The organism is Acinetobacter sp. FDAARGOS_724 (genome assembly GCF_013364475.1).
GTDB classification, from domain to species: Bacteria; Pseudomonadota; Gammaproteobacteria; order Pseudomonadales; family Moraxellaceae; genus Acinetobacter; species Acinetobacter variabilis.
Genome location: NZ_CP054908.1, coordinates 1,603,323 through 1,619,193, shown reverse-complemented (window position 1 = coordinate 1,619,193; position 15,871 = coordinate 1,603,323). Strand labels below are relative to the sequence as shown.

The 15,871-nt window shown below is 42.5% G+C and carries 12 protein-coding genes; 6 read left to right on the top strand and 6 right to left on the bottom strand.

What is annotated here, in order from left to right; translation table 11 throughout:
* Positions 1–2: 2 nt before the first annotated feature.
* Both FOC32_RS08910 and FOC32_RS08905 read right to left on the bottom strand, forming a co-directional pair.
* Complete coding sequence (locus FOC32_RS08910; RefSeq protein ID WP_175967050.1) at positions 3–2,498, bottom strand: ABC transporter permease; 2,496 nt, start codon at positions 2,496–2,498, stop codon at positions 3–5.
* A gap of 1 nt (position 2,499) precedes the next feature.
* Complete coding sequence (locus tag FOC32_RS08905; protein ID WP_175967048.1) at positions 2,500–3,225, bottom strand: ABC transporter ATP-binding protein; 726 nt, start codon at positions 3,223–3,225, stop codon at positions 2,500–2,502.
* An 11-nt stretch (positions 3,226–3,236) separates the two neighbouring features.
* Here FOC32_RS08905 and FOC32_RS08900 point away from each other — a divergent pair, with 11 nt between their 5' ends.
* The gene (locus tag FOC32_RS08900; protein WP_175967046.1) at positions 3,237–3,866 is read left to right on the top strand and encodes an arylesterase; all 630 of its coding nucleotides are present in this window, start codon (positions 3,237–3,239) and stop codon (positions 3,864–3,866) included.
* A 34-nt stretch (positions 3,867–3,900) separates the two neighbouring features.
* Here FOC32_RS08900 and FOC32_RS08895 read toward each other — a convergent pair whose 3' ends face one another.
* Positions 3,901–4,515, bottom strand: a complete 615-nt coding sequence (locus FOC32_RS08895; RefSeq protein WP_175967045.1) for a carbonic anhydrase — start codon at positions 4,513–4,515, stop codon at positions 3,901–3,903.
* Positions 4,516–4,824: 309 nt separating this feature from the next.
* Between FOC32_RS08895 and FOC32_RS08890 the strand changes: the two genes are divergently transcribed.
* Both FOC32_RS08890 and FOC32_RS08885 read left to right on the top strand, forming a co-directional pair.
* Positions 4,825–5,862, top strand: coding sequence for an alpha/beta fold hydrolase (locus FOC32_RS08890; RefSeq protein ID WP_175967043.1), 1,038 nt, complete (start codon positions 4,825–4,827; stop codon positions 5,860–5,862).
* Between the two features lie 14 nt (positions 5,863–5,876).
* Positions 5,877–6,884: a hypothetical protein gene (locus tag FOC32_RS08885; protein ID WP_175967041.1), complete on the top strand. Its 1,008-nt coding sequence runs from the start codon at positions 5,877–5,879 to the stop codon at positions 6,882–6,884.
* Positions 6,885–6,922: 38 nt separating this feature from the next.
* On the opposite strand, the gene FOC32_RS08880 is transcribed toward FOC32_RS08885, so the two are convergent.
* Positions 6,923–8,992, bottom strand: a complete 2,070-nt coding sequence (locus FOC32_RS08880; protein WP_175967039.1) for a TonB-dependent receptor domain-containing protein — start codon at positions 8,990–8,992, stop codon at positions 6,923–6,925.
* A 177-nt stretch (positions 8,993–9,169) separates the two neighbouring features.
* Positions 9,170–9,808, bottom strand: a complete 639-nt coding sequence (gene nfuA / locus FOC32_RS08875) for a Fe-S biogenesis protein NfuA (protein WP_004783039.1) — start codon at positions 9,806–9,808, stop codon at positions 9,170–9,172.
* A gap of 158 nt (positions 9,809–9,966) precedes the next feature.
* Here nfuA and FOC32_RS08870 point away from each other — a divergent pair, with 158 nt between their 5' ends.
* From FOC32_RS08870 to FOC32_RS08860, 3 genes are all read left to right on the top strand, one after another.
* Complete coding sequence (locus FOC32_RS08870; RefSeq protein WP_004783040.1) at positions 9,967–10,584, top strand: rhomboid family intramembrane serine protease; 618 nt, start codon at positions 9,967–9,969, stop codon at positions 10,582–10,584.
* Between the two features lie 113 nt (positions 10,585–10,697).
* Positions 10,698–11,642, top strand: a complete 945-nt coding sequence (locus FOC32_RS08865; protein WP_175967037.1) for an ABC transporter substrate-binding protein — start codon at positions 10,698–10,700, stop codon at positions 11,640–11,642.
* Positions 11,643–11,809: 167 nt separating this feature from the next.
* Positions 11,810–13,351 (top strand): hypothetical protein, encoded by a 1,542-nt coding sequence (locus FOC32_RS08860; RefSeq protein ID WP_175967035.1) that lies wholly within the window; start codon positions 11,810–11,812, stop codon positions 13,349–13,351.
* A gap of 451 nt (positions 13,352–13,802) precedes the next feature.
* Here FOC32_RS08860 and FOC32_RS08855 read toward each other — a convergent pair whose 3' ends face one another.
* The gene (locus FOC32_RS08855) at positions 13,803–15,422 is read right to left on the bottom strand and encodes an inorganic phosphate transporter (protein WP_104426473.1); all 1,620 of its coding nucleotides are present in this window, start codon (positions 15,420–15,422) and stop codon (positions 13,803–13,805) included.
* Positions 15,423–15,871: the final 449 nt, after the last annotated feature.

The window sequence follows — 15,871 nt, the reverse complement described above, 5'->3', positions numbered from 1 at the left end:
TCTTATTGATTCATCTCACGCAGGCTTTGCAAGGGCGGAATCTCGGAAAGATAACTCAGACGATAACGCCCGATCAGGGTACACAAAACTGTCATAAACACAGGCAGGATAATCCAGATTTCCCAATGGGGCTCGATGATCAGATCCATCTTATAGCTGGCAATGGCGCTGATCACTTCTGCAAACAGACATGAAACAATACCTGCGAATAGTCCGATAAAACCGATTTCCAGACTCATCATGGTTTTCAGCTTCTGTTTGGAACTACCAAAAGACCGGAGCAAAGCCACTTCACGTTTACGTTCATCCATGAGCAGGTTTAGACAGGCCATCAGTACTAGAAAACCGGATACGCTGACCAGCACAGCCAGAATGGTAATGATCTGCACCAGTACATTCACAATCCGTTTGATTTCTTCCAGAATCAGGCTGACATCAATAAATACCGTATTGGAAAACCGCTGAACCAGATTCACCAGTTTATCTTTATCTGTTTCCGGTACATAGAAGCTGCCCAGATAACTGCCAGCATTAGCATCCATGGTATTTGGTGCAAAGATAAAGAAGAAGTTTGGACTAAAACTTTCCCACTCTACCGTTCTGAGATTCACCACTTTGGCTTCGAGTATGCCTTCAGGCAAGCTAAAACTGAGCTTATCCCCCAGTTTGATGCCCAGCTCTTGTGCAGTATTGGCTTCGACCGAAACTTCACCCGGCTGTTTCAATCCTGCCTCCCCCTGCACAATGACATTATCCTGAGGATAGCGGTCCGATTGAGTCAGATTCAGTTCACGTCTTAAGGTATTACTCTGCTTGACCAGTTCAGCAGCAAAAGGATGATCATTTTTCGCCACCAGACGCCCGCGAATATTGGGATACAAGGGTGTACTTTTCCAGCCATTCTGTTCTAACTGAGCTTTTAAGTCAGGCATGTCAAAAGGCGGCAGACCATAGACAAACTGGTTGGGTGTCCCTTCCGGCAACTGTTGCTGCCAGCGATCAAGCAGGTCGGTACGTAGCACAGCCAGCACACTGATCAAGCTGAGTCCAAGGGCTAAAGCAGTAATTTGTAAAGCGGTCTGATACGGTGTCCGCACATACGCAGACAGGTTGGATTTCAGATTACGCAGCAGTTTTAAGATACTCCAGACCGTGAAATACAGTACGGCACAGAGCAGGATAATGGCCCCGATCACCCAAGCTGTCAGCAGAATATTTTCCGTTAAAATCACACTGAAAATAATCAGACTTAAGGTTCCGGTCAGTAACATCCACAACATCGAATGGACGGATTTTTCCTGCTGACGAATGACCCGAATCGGAGGGGTATTCAAGAGCTGAAACAGACTTGGCATGACAAAGCCCAATAACACCACAGCACTGGTCAGCATGGCAATTGGCAATGGTCCCAGCAGCATCGCCGTAGCAGAAAACTCAAGCTGCAAGTTTGGAATCAGCTGTAGCATAAGTTGCAATAAGCCATAACCCAATGCTACACCTATTACGCTACCAATCAGCATGGCGATTAAAAGCACTAAACCTAGCAAAGCCAGATAAGCGGCCAGAATCTGATTTTTGGTCGCGCCAATACAGCGCATCAGGGCAATATGATCCTGATTCTGCTGCACATAACGCTGCGCAGTTAAAGCAATGGCAATCCCGCATAACAAAATGGTAAGAATATTGGCCAGTTGCAGAAAAGTATCCAGATTGGCAATCGGCTTCATTAAACGGGTATTGCCTTCGCTGGCATTACGTAAGCGTAGGCTGCCCTGCTGTTCCAGTTCTTGCCCCTCAACCCCAGCATCTGCTTCATCTGAAGTTCCATTTTCAGATTTTATCTTCTGCTTGAACCAGGCTTCATATTGCCGGGTATCGGCTGGATTACCCGCCATTAATAAACGGTAATCAATCCGGCTACCGACCTGAATCGCATTGGTGCGCGCCACTTCTGACTGAGCAATAATTACAGTCGGCGAAAAGCCAGAAAAGCCGAGCTCCTGATTCGAATCCCGCTCGATTTTTGCAGTAACCTTAAATTTGGCATCGGCAATATTCAGTTCATCACCCAGTTTGACCTTGAGTAGATCCATGGCCCGTGAACTCAGCCAGATTTCCCCCGCTTGGATTTTGTCTGCTGCAGGTTGAACCTGTAGCCCTCCTCGTAAAGGAAAAGTCTGATCAATAGCCTTAACATTGACCATGACAAACTGATCATTGGTATAAGCCATCGTACTGAAAAATGTGACTTCAGACTGCTGTAAATCGAGCTGCCTGGCCTGATCACGCCATTCCTGAGCTAGCGGCTCATTATCAGAAAGTACCAAATCTCCCGCCAGCATTTCAGCTGCCTGTAAAGCAACGGCGTTCTGAATCTGTTCATTACTGAACTTTAGTGCCGTTGTGGCACTAATCGCTAAGGTCAGCGCGATGATTAGCAGATAAATTCCTGTCGTATTAAAACTTTGTCTGAGTAAAGGACGAAACAGATGCTGCATATCAGCCTCCACTCGCATGTTCAATCAGCTGACCATTGACCAGTTCAAAATGACGCTGGCATTGTCGGGCCAGATCAGGATCATGAGTAACCAGAACCAGCGTGGTGCCTAATTCACGATTTAACTGAAAGAGCAGCTGTTCGATTTCTTGAGCAGTTTCCCCGTCCAGATTACCTGTCGGTTCATCAGCAAAAATGATTTTGGGCTCACTGACCAGTGCGCGGGCAATGGCCACCCGTTGCTGTTCTCCACCCGAGAGCACTTTCGGTGTTTGCTGAGCTTGACGGTCTAATCCGACTTTTTGTAGCAATGCTAGCGCCTTCTGCTCAGCTTCACCATATTTAAAATATGGCTGTAAACGTAAAGGCAGCATGACATTTTCAAGTGCCGTAAGATGAGGCAAAAGTTGGAAAGACTGAAACACAAAGCCAATATTTTTTAGCCGGACTAAAGCGCGCTGTTCTTCATTCAAGTCTGATACCAGCTCCCCACAGACCGTTAACTGCCCGGCACTGGCCTGATCCAAAGTGGCCAAAATGCCCAGTAAAGTCGACTTTCCTGAACCGGAACGTCCGGTAATGGCGACCTGTTCTCCAGTCAAAATTTCCAGCGAAAGATCTTCAAAAATAGTCAGTTGTTTTTGTGAAAGTTGTATCTTTTGTGTCAATTTCTGGGCAGAAATAATCGCTTGTGGCATGATGGTCGAATCGTTGCTGCTTTGAATCATACGTGTCCTATATGAAAGATCTAAATCAGAAAAATCGTGTATTGCCTTGCCTGGTATTCTTTGGACTGTGCCTGATTCCTTTTAGTCTGTCGGCAAAGACCATTATGATTGTGGGTGACAGTATAAGTGCTGGTTATGGCATGCAACCACAGCAAGGTTGGGTACATTTATTACAAAAACGTTTGGACCAACACTATCCGAAACAGCATAAAGTGGTCAATGCAAGTGTGAGCGGTGAAACCACCAGTGGTGCCCTGGCGAGATTACCAAAACTATTGCAGACTCACCGTCCAGATGTTGTGGTGATTGAGCTTGGCGGGAATGATGGCCTGCGTGGGCAGCCACCCCAAATGATTCAAAAAAATTTAGCAGCTCTGGTACAGCAGAGCCAGAAAGCCAAGGCGAATGTCATTGTTTTTGGAATGAAAATGCCACCAAATTATGGTCAGGCATATAGCAAGGCTTTTGAAAATAACTATAAGGTGGTCAGTCAGCAGTATAAGGTCAAATTACTACCCTTCTTTATGCAAGGTGTCGCTGGCAATAAAGGCCTAATGCAACAGGATCAGATTCATCCCAATGCCAAAGCCCAAACTATTTTATTAAATAATGCTTATCCTTATATTAAAGGCGCCCTCTAAGGCGCCTTTAACTGGATCAAATCTTAAAATTTTCTTAGAAGTCAAAGAAAGTTACTTCACCGGTTTCAAGTGAATATTCTGCACCAACCACCTGTAACTTACCTTTAGCAATCAGGCTTTCCAGAACTGCAGAACCATGACGTAATTGATTTACTGAAGCAAATACATTGGAACGGACTGCATGTTTAGACAGTTTATTCAGGTCATCTTTCAGTTCAGTCTGCATTAGAATTTCAACTGATGGACGTACACGGTTCACAATCGACATCAGATTTGCAGATGGCGGCGTTGCTGGATTGGTTAATGCTTCAATTGTTGAATGAATAGCGCCACAATGTGTATGACCCAAGACAATTACAATCGGACAGCCAAAACTTTCTGCTGCGAATTCGACACTGCCGACTTGAGACGGTGCAACAATATTACCTGCTACCCGAATGACAAACAGATCACCTAACCCTTGGTCAAAGACCATTTCTGCGGGTACACGTGAATCTGAACATCCTAAAACAATAGCAAATGGTTCCTGACTTTCTGCCATTTCAGCACGTTGCTGATGCGATAATAATTTTAAATGCTGCGTTTCACCATTGACAAAGCGCTGGTTACCCTTTTTAAGACGATCTATAGCTTCCTGAGCTGTGAGCATTCTTTTTTACCATCGATGTTTTTAGTGGGAATATCTTACTGCTAGATTTTTTGAATGTCACTTGCAAAAAAAATTAGCTGTAAAATTTTTAGCGCTTTGATTATTTCTTGTTCTGGGAATTTTTCTGTGAAGTTCATCACGTTTTTTGGACAGTTTTTCTGCTTCAGCTAATAATTAACAGATGTACAATATTAAGGAATGCTTTAAAATAAGTGAAAGATTACGATTTGATTCATCTATAAATTGCAAATCGATAACACGGAAGTATTTTGAGCGTTTTTGCTCAGTTTTTTTCAGGGGACAGTGCTAATGAAGAAAATAATAAAATTGCGCTCAAAAATTATCTATTCCACTTTAGTCGCTCTAGGTCTTAGCCTATCTAGCCTGAGCCATAGCCAATATCTGCTTACGCCGCCGAAAGCCAAGTCTGCCGAAGTTTTACAGCTTTATCTGAGCCAGCAACGCATTCAGGCGGGTCTACAATCCAAAACCTTGAAAGTCGGTGATGTGACCTGGAGTTATAGCGAAGGTGGTGCAAAAAACAAACCCTCGATTATCCTGATTCATGGTCTGGCAGGCACACGCGACAACTGGAACCGCGTCGCCCAGTTTTTGACACCCTATTATCATGTCATCATTCCAGATTTGCCGAGCAATGGCGATACCCGGGTTCCAGCAGATTTTGATTTGTCTGTACCCAATGTCACTTCGCAATTACGTACCTTTGTCGAAACCCTGAAGATTGAAAAAAATCTGCATGTCGCCGGTCATTCTCTAGGCGGCTCAATTGCGACAGTCTATGCGTCACAATACCCTTTCGATACCCAAAGCCTGTTTCTAGTGAATAGTGCCGGCATCTATAAAATGGGAAATACGCCTTATACCAAAGACCCGCATGCACTCAAAGACCTGATTGTCAGTAAACCTGGTGATCTGGAAGATGTCTCCAAACAGCTAATGCAGAATCCGCCAGCGATGCCTTACCAGTTAAGACATGCGCAGGAAAAACTGTTGATTGCCCGTTCCGAACAAACCAGCAAATCGATTGATCAGGTGGTAATGCTTAACCGGTTGTATACGCCTGATACCTTTGCCCGTCTGACCCGTACAGTGGAAGCGCCTACCTTGATTCTATGGGGAAAACAGGACCGGATTATTAATGTCGAAGTGGTGAAAGAGTTATATTCTTTATTAAAACGTGCTGAAACTCCGGTGATTTTAAATAATGTTGGTCATATGCCGATTCTGGAAGCAGAAAAACAGGTCGCCCAACATTATTTGCCTTTCCTGGCCAAGACACAGACCCTAAAAAATCCACTAGCTGATAAACTCATTCCTTTTAATTAAGTTTCAGAGAAGTTATGCAGAAACATCCGATGATTGAGCAGTTGATTGATGCTCAACTTGATTTTCTTGATCAGGTATTTTCTCAATCTGAAACCATTCAAAGCGAGTTTCACGAGTTTTATATCTGGTTGCGCAAGCAGACGCTTAAAGATCTGTGGAGCTGTGAACTGATCAATCAGCTACTACAAAAGCAGATTCTTGATACTGCTGCCAGTTCTTTTCTGATTGAGCAGATTGCCGAACATATCCGGTTCGCACTGGTTCATCCAGCCAATGATACGACCAAAATTGCAGATGTCATTCCGGTACTGACCATTGATAAAATTGCACAATATGTGGCCAGTAAAAGTGGTCATCGTCAGCGCCTGATCAAAGCGGTGGTGAATAATCCTGCTTTTTCAGCCATGATTACGCAACTGATCCAGCATTCGATTCAGGATTATCTGGATAATTCTGTGATTGCCAAGAGTGTTCCGGGCGTTTCCCGCTTCATGAAAATGGGAAAATCTGTTCTGGAAAATGTTACAGATTCCAGTCTGGACAATACAGTTGCCCGTTATTTGCAAAAAAATATTTTAAAACTTAGCCAAATGAGTGAGCATGTGCTGAACCAGCACTTTGATGATGACAAGCTTTATCATTTTCAGGCCAATCTTTGGCATAAGATCAAAGACATGCCGCTGTCCGTGCTCAAGAACTATATTGAAACCCAGGATCTGAACCAGACGGTAAGTTTGGGGCACGAAATCTGGGATCATATGCGCCAGACGGAATATATACAGCAGGAACTGCATGACGGGATTTATACCTGGTATGTACGCAATCAGGAACATACATTTGATCAGTTATTACGAGATCTGAATATTGATGAATCGTTGATTCAATATGAGCTGAATGAATTGCTAACACCGATAATTCAGCAGATGATTCATCAGGGCTATTTGCGTGAACGTGCCCGTGCCTATCTAGAAAAATTCTATTATGCTGAAAATACCTTAAAAATTTTAAAGATTGAAGACTAAAAAAAGCCGCTCGAGAGCGGCTTTTTCATATCTATGAATTAGAATTTGATATTCATACCCACGGTGTATCTACGACCATCAAGTACAATGTCATAATCGCCATTGGTAATTTCTTTATTGGCAATGTTATAAATACCAGCAGTCAAACTTAAGTTATCTGTCGCTTTAAAGACTGCACCGGCATCAAAAGTACCATATCCCGGTGTCCCATTATCCATAGAAGTACGGCTTAAATAATCACTGGTTTTGCCACGGTAATTATAGTCCAGCCAGGTCGTCCAGGTATCTGAAACATCATAATTCAGACCGACATTCAGCATATGTTTTGGCATTTTATTCAAAGGCTGGCCTTTAAATTCGCCACTTTTTTGCTCAGTTTTTGTATAAGTATAACTTGTACTCGCGTGAAGATTATCCAGTACATCATAGTCTAATGTGAATTCAGCACCTTTCATTTCTGCATCGGAAACGTTTTTCATTTGGCTAACAAATCGATATGGCTTGCCATTTGCCGAACATTTCCATTCTTCTACAGGAGAACTATTTGTTGTCCCTGGCGTGTCACATAAACGATCTTCAACAATTTTATCTTTAAAATCAGATTTAAAGACCATTAAACTGCTTGTTAAGCCAAGTTCAGGAGCCGAATAGTTAAATCCGAATTCATAGCTCGTGCTTTTTTCTGGAGACAAATCAGGGTTACCAATGATGACAGCACTGCCTTTTCCTGTTCTGCTACCAAAACCTTCTGAAATTTGGCTAATCGTTGCTTGCTTATAGCCTGTACTTACACCACCTTTCAAAGTTATAGCATCTGTTAAATGATAAACACCATAGACACGCGGTGTAATTTCACCACCAAAGTATTCATCTTTATTGTAGCGGGCGCCCACAGTTAAAGCGAAATCATCGGTAATGCTCCACTCATTTTCTGCATATAAAGCAAATAACCAACGGTCGAGTGAAGTGACCCCAGTAATATCGGCTAGACCATTTGTGGTATCAGTGATTTTTTCTTTTTGATATTGACCACCCACTGTTAATGCATGGTTACCCAAAAAGAATGAGCCTTGTGTATTAAAGACTTTTAATTCTTCATTTTTTTCGTCAGCAACGGCACCACTATAAACTTTTTTAGTTGTTTCATCTTGATAGTATGAATCAAGGGTAAAATTATCGTAACGTGCTTTATGCGTTAAGGTATATAGATTTTTCTCATTTTCATTGATAGAGGCTTGAGTGGCAACATCCACACTTTTACCCAGTGTTGTGGTGTACTGCTGCCCTGTAAAATCATATCTCAAACCAATATCGTTATGTTCATCGACATTCCAAACCAGTTCAGTACCGAGCTTTCTAACTTTCTTCTCAGACTCACTTGAACCAGATTTTTGCCCTTCTCCACCGACAAAGTCACTTTCGTCATTCCCCTGGAAGTTACCATCTATACTTAAAGATAATTTATCTTGAATTAATGGGCCTGTGACATACATGCTGACGCCATAACTATCATTTGCATAATCATTATCAGACTTCGTATATTCAGGAGAAATACTTCCATGCCAATTACTAGCAGACGCTTTTTTAGTAATAATGTTAATTACCCCCCCCATAGCATCTGAACCATAAAGTGATGACATTGGACCACGTACGACTTCGATCCGTTCAATCATGTCAATTGGTGGTAAATATGCACCAATTTTCCCACCATCTGTACCATTACCATTCACTGCTCTACCGGCACTAATTGGTCTGCCATCAACAAGGTATTTCGTGTAGGTTGCACCCATACCTCGGATTGTAATCTCTTTATTATTGCCACCGCCTTGTACAGAAACACCTGGCATATTTTTTACAGCATCAATTACATCTGTATATGATTTTTTTTGTAATTCTTCCGCGGTAATGACTGAAATAGAAGCAGGTGCATCTGCAATATTTTGTTCAAAACCGCCCGCTGTGGTTACCACAATGGTCTGCAATTTAGTAGCTTCAGTCTGTAATGCTGCTTTTTGTTCTTCAGTTACCTGGTCTTGTGCTTGTACTGAAACAGCTAATGCTGAAAGCACTGCAAAGGCCAAAGTTGATTTCATAAACAGCTTACTCATATTCGAAGGTGCCCCAAAAGTTGATTTATGAAGAAATATTGCTGGAATTGTGACGCATTGTAACAAAATTAATTACAAATACAATCAATATTGATAATTATTATCACTATCAAATACAAATAAAAAAATACCCCGATCATTCGAGGTATTTCTTACAAGCTAAATTTTATTAGAAACTTATTTGAAATAAGCACCTTCAGCTTGGGTATGGTCAGTCTGGTCAACGACACGTGCCAACTCAGGAATGTGCTGTTTCAAGGTTGTTTCAACGCCTTGTTTTAAAGTCACATCAATTGCTGAACAGCCTTGGCAACCACCACCGAATTTAAGAACCGCAGTTAAGCCATGCTCAGGATCTTCAACCACTTCAACCAGTGCACAGTTACCACCATGACCTGCCAGACCTGGGTTAATTTCTGACTGAAGCACATAAGTAATACGTTCTTCTACAGAGGCATCAGGACCCACACGTGGCACTTTAGAATTTGGTGCACGGAAAGTCAGCTGACCACCAAAACGGTCTTTATTGTAGTCAATAACTGCATCTAGCAAGTATGGAATTGACGGAGAGTCTATATAGGCCGGAAAATCTGGATATTCCTGCTTATAGTCTGTAGGTACAACCTCATCAGGTGCACTATAAGCCATGCAACATTCAGCGCGCGGTGTACCCGGATTTTCTACAAACACACGTACGCCAATACCTGGTGTATTCTGTTTGTCCAATAGATCCTTTAAATACTCTTGTGCTGTCGGTGTAATCAAAAGATTTGGAATTTCTTCTGCAACCGGAGTGTTGCTGTTCTCAGTCGACATAACAATAATTTCCTCAAGCTGAAGCTGCTATTTTAACTGAAGATGCGGGGTAATTATAAAAATTCAACCAAAATTGTCGGATTTATTATAAAAGTCGCACTTTAGATTTGTTTTAATGGCATGATCATTGTCAAATAGATAGAACCAGAATTACTTATATGCTTGATTTACCTTTTAATCATACCGTCACTATTATTCTGATCACCTGTATTGTTTCTTTTATTGCTTTTTCAAAAGAAACGGTAATGAATCGTCTGATTTTCTGGCCGCCTGCGATGCAACGTGGTCAATATGACCGTTTCATTACCCATGGTTTTATCCATGCAGATGGCACGCATTTACTGTTCAATATGATCACGCTGTTCTTTTTTGGCAGCATTATTGAAAGTTTTTATCGCCAGTATTTATATGATCTGGGCTTTATTCTGTTTTATCTTGGTGGTCTGGTTGCAGCGATTTTGCCAAGTTATCTGAAACATAAAAATGATGCGCGCTGGGCCAGCTTGGGTGCTTCCGGTGCAGTATCCGCGGTTCTGTTCGCTTATATTCTGTTTGAACCATGGAAGCTGATTTTCGTGTTCTTTATTCCAGTCCCTGCGATTATTTTTGCTGTTTTATATGTGGCCTATAGTATCTGGTCGGGCAAACGCGGCAACAGCAATATCAATCACAGTGCCCATCTGTGGGGTGCGGCTTATGGTGTGGTGATGACGATTATTCTGGAACCACGACTTATTCCGCATTTCCTGAATAAACTGACTCAAATTCCCTTCTAAAGTTTTGAATGATTAAGGGATAGCCATTATCCCTTTTTTAATTATTCACATATGTAAATGATTTTCATTTCTATAAATTATGCTAATCTTGTCGCGAATTTAAAGGAATAAACATGAAATTTAAGACTTTAGCACTTGCCACAATATTAGGACTGACAACTTCTTTTACAGTTTCTGCACAGGTCACTTTCGACTATAAAGACCAAAATATTCAACTTAAAAAAGCTCCGAAAAAGATCGCAGTATATGACCTATCTGCACTGGATATCTTGAATGCACTAGGGCTTGAAGCTCAGCTGGTGCCTGCAGCAAGCTTTGCAGGCAATTTAAGCAAATACCAGCAGGGCAAATTCACCAAAGCTGGTTCACTGTTCGAACCGGATCTCAATGTACTAAAAACTGCTAAACCTGACCTGATTATTGTCGGTGGCCGTTCGGCTTCTAAAGCAGAGGCTGTTAAAGGTATTGCTCCGACTTTAGATCTTTCTCCAGATACTAGCCAATATATTGCCGATCTGACGGAACGTGCCCATGTCTTGGCACGTGCATTTGGTAAAGAGAACATTGCTACTGAAAAGCTTAGTAAAATCGCAACGCTGCAGCAACAACTGAAAAAGCAGACTGAAGGCAAAACTGCACTGATGCTGTTTGCAGTCGGTGAAAATTTTATGCCACATGCAGAAAATGACCGTTTTGGCTTTGTTTATGAATTAGCAGGTTTTAAACCGGTATTGGACCCCTCTGAACAGTCAAATGCACCCCGTCCAGAAGTAGGCTCTCCGGAAGCATTGAAAGCAGCGGAGAAAAATGTTCAGCGTATTACAACAGCCGTTGAGAAGAATCCGGATTACATCATTGTCCTGGATCGTGGTGCAGTGAATACCCAGAAATACACCGCTCAGGATAATATTCAGAAACACCCTGCCCTAAAAAATGCCAAAGCCTTGGCAGAGAAAAAAGTGATCTATGTGAATGCTGATGCTTGGTATATCACTGGTGCGGGTTTGGACAATACCGCTTTCATGTTGAAAGAACTGATCAAAGGCACAGCGAATTAATTTTTAATCCATTACTAAAAAGGAAGTTTCGAGCTTCCTTTTTCCTTGAAACATCTCGTAATAAATTAACGCTCAAGACTGGAATTTAATGCCAACCCAAGAAGCAACTTAGCAGCGATAATGTATACATCTGTATATTAATTGCTGTAAGTCGCGAGATATTTTGCATGTCCACTTCCCTAGACGGTCTTCAATTTCCCATTTCTGCTTCACAACAAAAACCAAGCACATCGAAAATCGGCCGTAACATTATTTCTGAAGCCTTAGGCGCAGTCGATCCTGTACATGCTACTGCAGCACAACAAGAAAAGAACTGGCGTAAGCAATATCCACTACACTTTAAACATCTGGTTGAAGGTGGATTACGCTCTGCGGGTGCAGCATTGAGTATTGCCAAGCAAGGTCTGGAAACCGCACATGCTAGCTTTGAGTTTTATCGTGATGGCCAGAAGCATCTACTAAAAGATGTGATGTCTCTGCCTGCGCAGAACCTGAATACTTTCCAGCTGAAAGGCCAGTCTGAAAAAGCTCCAGAATGGTATGTGCCTTACCATGGCAAAAAGCTGCAAGGACAAGCATTACTGGATCAAATCCAGTCTTGGGAAAATCGTGGTATCGTCGAACCTAGTCATGCCAATGTGCTACGTGAATGTATTGCCCATCCGGAATGGTTTGACCTATCCGATCGTACCACTGTTCTATTAGGTGCCGCTTCTGAAGCAGGTCCATTGATCTGGCTGTCGAAATGGAAAGCCAATATCGTCGCGATCGATCTACCGAATACCCGGGTGTGGGGCAAGATTTTAGATACGGTTAGTCAAGGCAACGCCACTTTATATGCACCATCAGTTGAAGCGCTGCCAACTGATACTTCACTGGAAGTTTTAAAAGAAAAACTAGGGGCTAACCTGCTCACCCAGATTCCTGAAATTGCCCAATGGCTGATTCAGTTCAAACAGGATCTGGATCTCGCGGCAATTGCTTATCTGGACGGTGAAAAGCACGTCCGTGTTTCTATGGCAATGGATGCCATTATGAAATATGTCAGTGAGCAGAAAGCCAATACCAGCCTGATGTATATGTGCACCCCGACGGATGTATATGCAGTTCCAGAAGAAGTGATTCAGGCTTCACAAAGCAAATACCAGCAGTTATCGAAACTGGAAAGTACTTTAACCAAAGGCATTTCACTGATTTCACGCAAGCATTTTTTCCAGAAAAATAAGCAGGATCTGTTTAAGGTTGGCGACAAGTCCTATGGTGTTTGCGACTGTCTGGTCGTTGAGCAAGGTCCAAACTATGCACTGGCTAAACGCATCCAGCAATGGCGTGCAACATTGGCTCGTGCCAGCGGGCAGCAAGTGAGCATCAATATCGCTCCTTCAACAACGACTTATTCAGTGACCAAGAATCCACTGCTGAAAGCTGCGTTTAATGGTGCCAGCCTGTTTGATGTAGAAGCGTTTGCACCTGAAACCACTAATGCGATTATGGCAGCCCTGTGGATTCATGACTTACGCAACTCTGAGTCTGTTGCAAATCCTGATGTACAACTCAATCACCCACTTGAATTGATGATGTCAGGCGCAAATCATGGCGGTTTATGGCGTGTGGCTTATCTGGCACGTACTGCTCTACCATTTGCCGCGCTTTATGGTTTTGCAACGGATAAACTGCCGAAGGGATTGTTGGGTAAGTTGAAGAAGTAATTTTTTCTGAAATAAAGATGAAATCAATTTTATTGGTCAGGCGACATGGATGTCGCCGTTAGGCTGTCTTGCGTATCTTTCACAAGCAGTGCTTGTAAAGATACTCAGGAAGTATCATCAGCCTAACAAAAGAGTTTTGTTACCTTGCGAAGTGCACTTCTCATCTTTCAAAAGTAAGGCTAAGAAATACTCATTTTTTACATTTAGTTGAAATTAGCTATTAATCTCTCTATTGAAAGTACTTTTACCCTTCTGATTACCCTCACCCCCTTGCGCAGCAATGCTACTCATCCCATAGGGAGAGGGAGCATCATCCCTTATATTTCTAAAAGCCATGAGATAATAAAAAGTCTCTTATTTTCAGAAAGAAAATCGCTATTTCTTAAGGCTAAAACTTTTCTAGCACCCATAAAAAAACGCTGCCTAAGCAGCGTTTTTTACATCGAATTTCTTAGAACACTTTCAATAGAATCCAGTACAAACCACCTGATAAACAGATCGTTGCTGGCAAGGTGAATACCCAAGCAGACAGAATCGATTTCACCATTTTGAAGTTCAAGCCAGACTTATTCGCCACCATGGTACCTGCAACCGCAGAGTTCAGAACGTGAGTAGTAGAAACCGGCATACCAAAGCCATCAGCAGCTGCAATTGTAGACATGGCAACCAACTCAGCAGACATGCCCTGACCATAAGTCATATGTTCTTTACCGATCCGTTCACCAACCGTCACGACAATTCGTTTCCAGCCGACCATCGTTCCCAGACCAAGTGCCAAGGCTGTTGCGACTTTTACCCAGGTCGGAATGTATTGCAGGAATGAATCCAGATTGTCACGGTATTCGTCGACGGTTTTTTCCTGAGCCTCGCTCATTGCCGGTAAAGCTTCTGCTTTATCCAGACGTTTAAACGCTGTGGTGCTCAGGTACATATCATTACGGAATTCTGAAACTTGCGTTTCTGGGACATCTTTAATATTGCTGTAGCTACCGACTTTATCACCCAAGTGATCCGTCAAGCTTGCCAGTGCAGGAACAACCTCAGCATTCAATTCTTTAGTTTGAATGTATGTGGTAATGATGGCACGAGCCTTCTCATCCGGAATATCTTCATGCTGCGGATAAATCGCATCAGCCGTTTGCGCAGACAACTGGCCAAAAGACTGGATATGAGCTGCATCCAGATTTTTGTTCAGTGAATATGCCAAAGGTACACAGCCGATCAGGATCAGCATGATCAGACCCATACCTTTTTGACCATCGTTTGAACCGTGCGCGAAGCTTACACCTGTACAGGTAAAGATCAGAATGGCACGAATCAGCGGTGGCGGTGGCTTGTTCCCTTCAGGTGGCTTGAACAGTTCAAGCTGCTTTCTGAAGATCTTTTTCACCAGCAGAAATAGCACTCCAGCAAAAGCAAAACCGATCAAAGGTGAGAACAGCAATGCTTTACCGACTTTCAGCACCTGCTCCATATCCACACCGGAAGCACCACCACCTGAATTTAGCAGGTAGTTCATGATGCCTACACCCAGAATCGAACCGATCAGGGTATGTGAACTGGAAGCAGGAATGCCAAGAAACCAGGTGCCCAGATTCCAGAGAATCGCAGCGATCAGCATGGCAAAGACCATGGCAAAACCGGCACCTGTGCCGACATTCATGATCAGTTCGACAGGCAATAATGCAATGATTCCGTATGCAACAGCACCACTGGCCACCATTACCCCAAGGAAATTACAGAAACCTGCCCACATGACTGCAACCGGTGCAGATAATGCATTGGTATAAATCACGGTGGCAACCGCATTGGCCGTGTCGTGGAAACCGTTGACGAATTCAAAGCCCAGCGCAATGAATAACGCCGTGCCTAAAAGAATCATTGAATACAGACCGATCGGTGGAATATGAGCTAAATCTGAGGTCAATTGGAAGCCGATATAGATCAGCGTGGAGATAATTAGAGTCAGAAACACCGGCATAAAAAATTTCGGTGTTGGCACATGAACATTGGCCGGCTTATCAGAAGGCGACTGTTGTGCTGAACCTAAGGGAGTTTGATTAGAATTCATGCAAGCAGGAATAGAGGATTCAAGAATCCCCATATTGTTCAATTAAATTGTGACAATTATATGACAAAGTGCTGTCATATAAACCAGTTTTTTAGACTTTCTCGTTGCCGTTTATCCTGTAACCACATGCTCTAAATTTTAAAAATATACAAATATAATCAATTATTTATTAAAAATAAAACGCTTGAATCGCCCAGCTTTATTCATGTTTTGCAATATATCTGATCATTCCTACCCGGCTGTCATATTTCCGAGCCTGTCATATTTGATTAAAGATTAGCTTTGTTATATGACACTCTGATGAAAGCTGCTTACATTTTATTTTCCAGTCGCACGCTTTTATCAAGAACTTTAATTTCCAGATTTCCATCTGTTTTCAACTTTCTATACCGGCTTGAGTTTCTTTATCAAATTTTCATATCAAGCATATCCAGCATTCTGTATAAGCG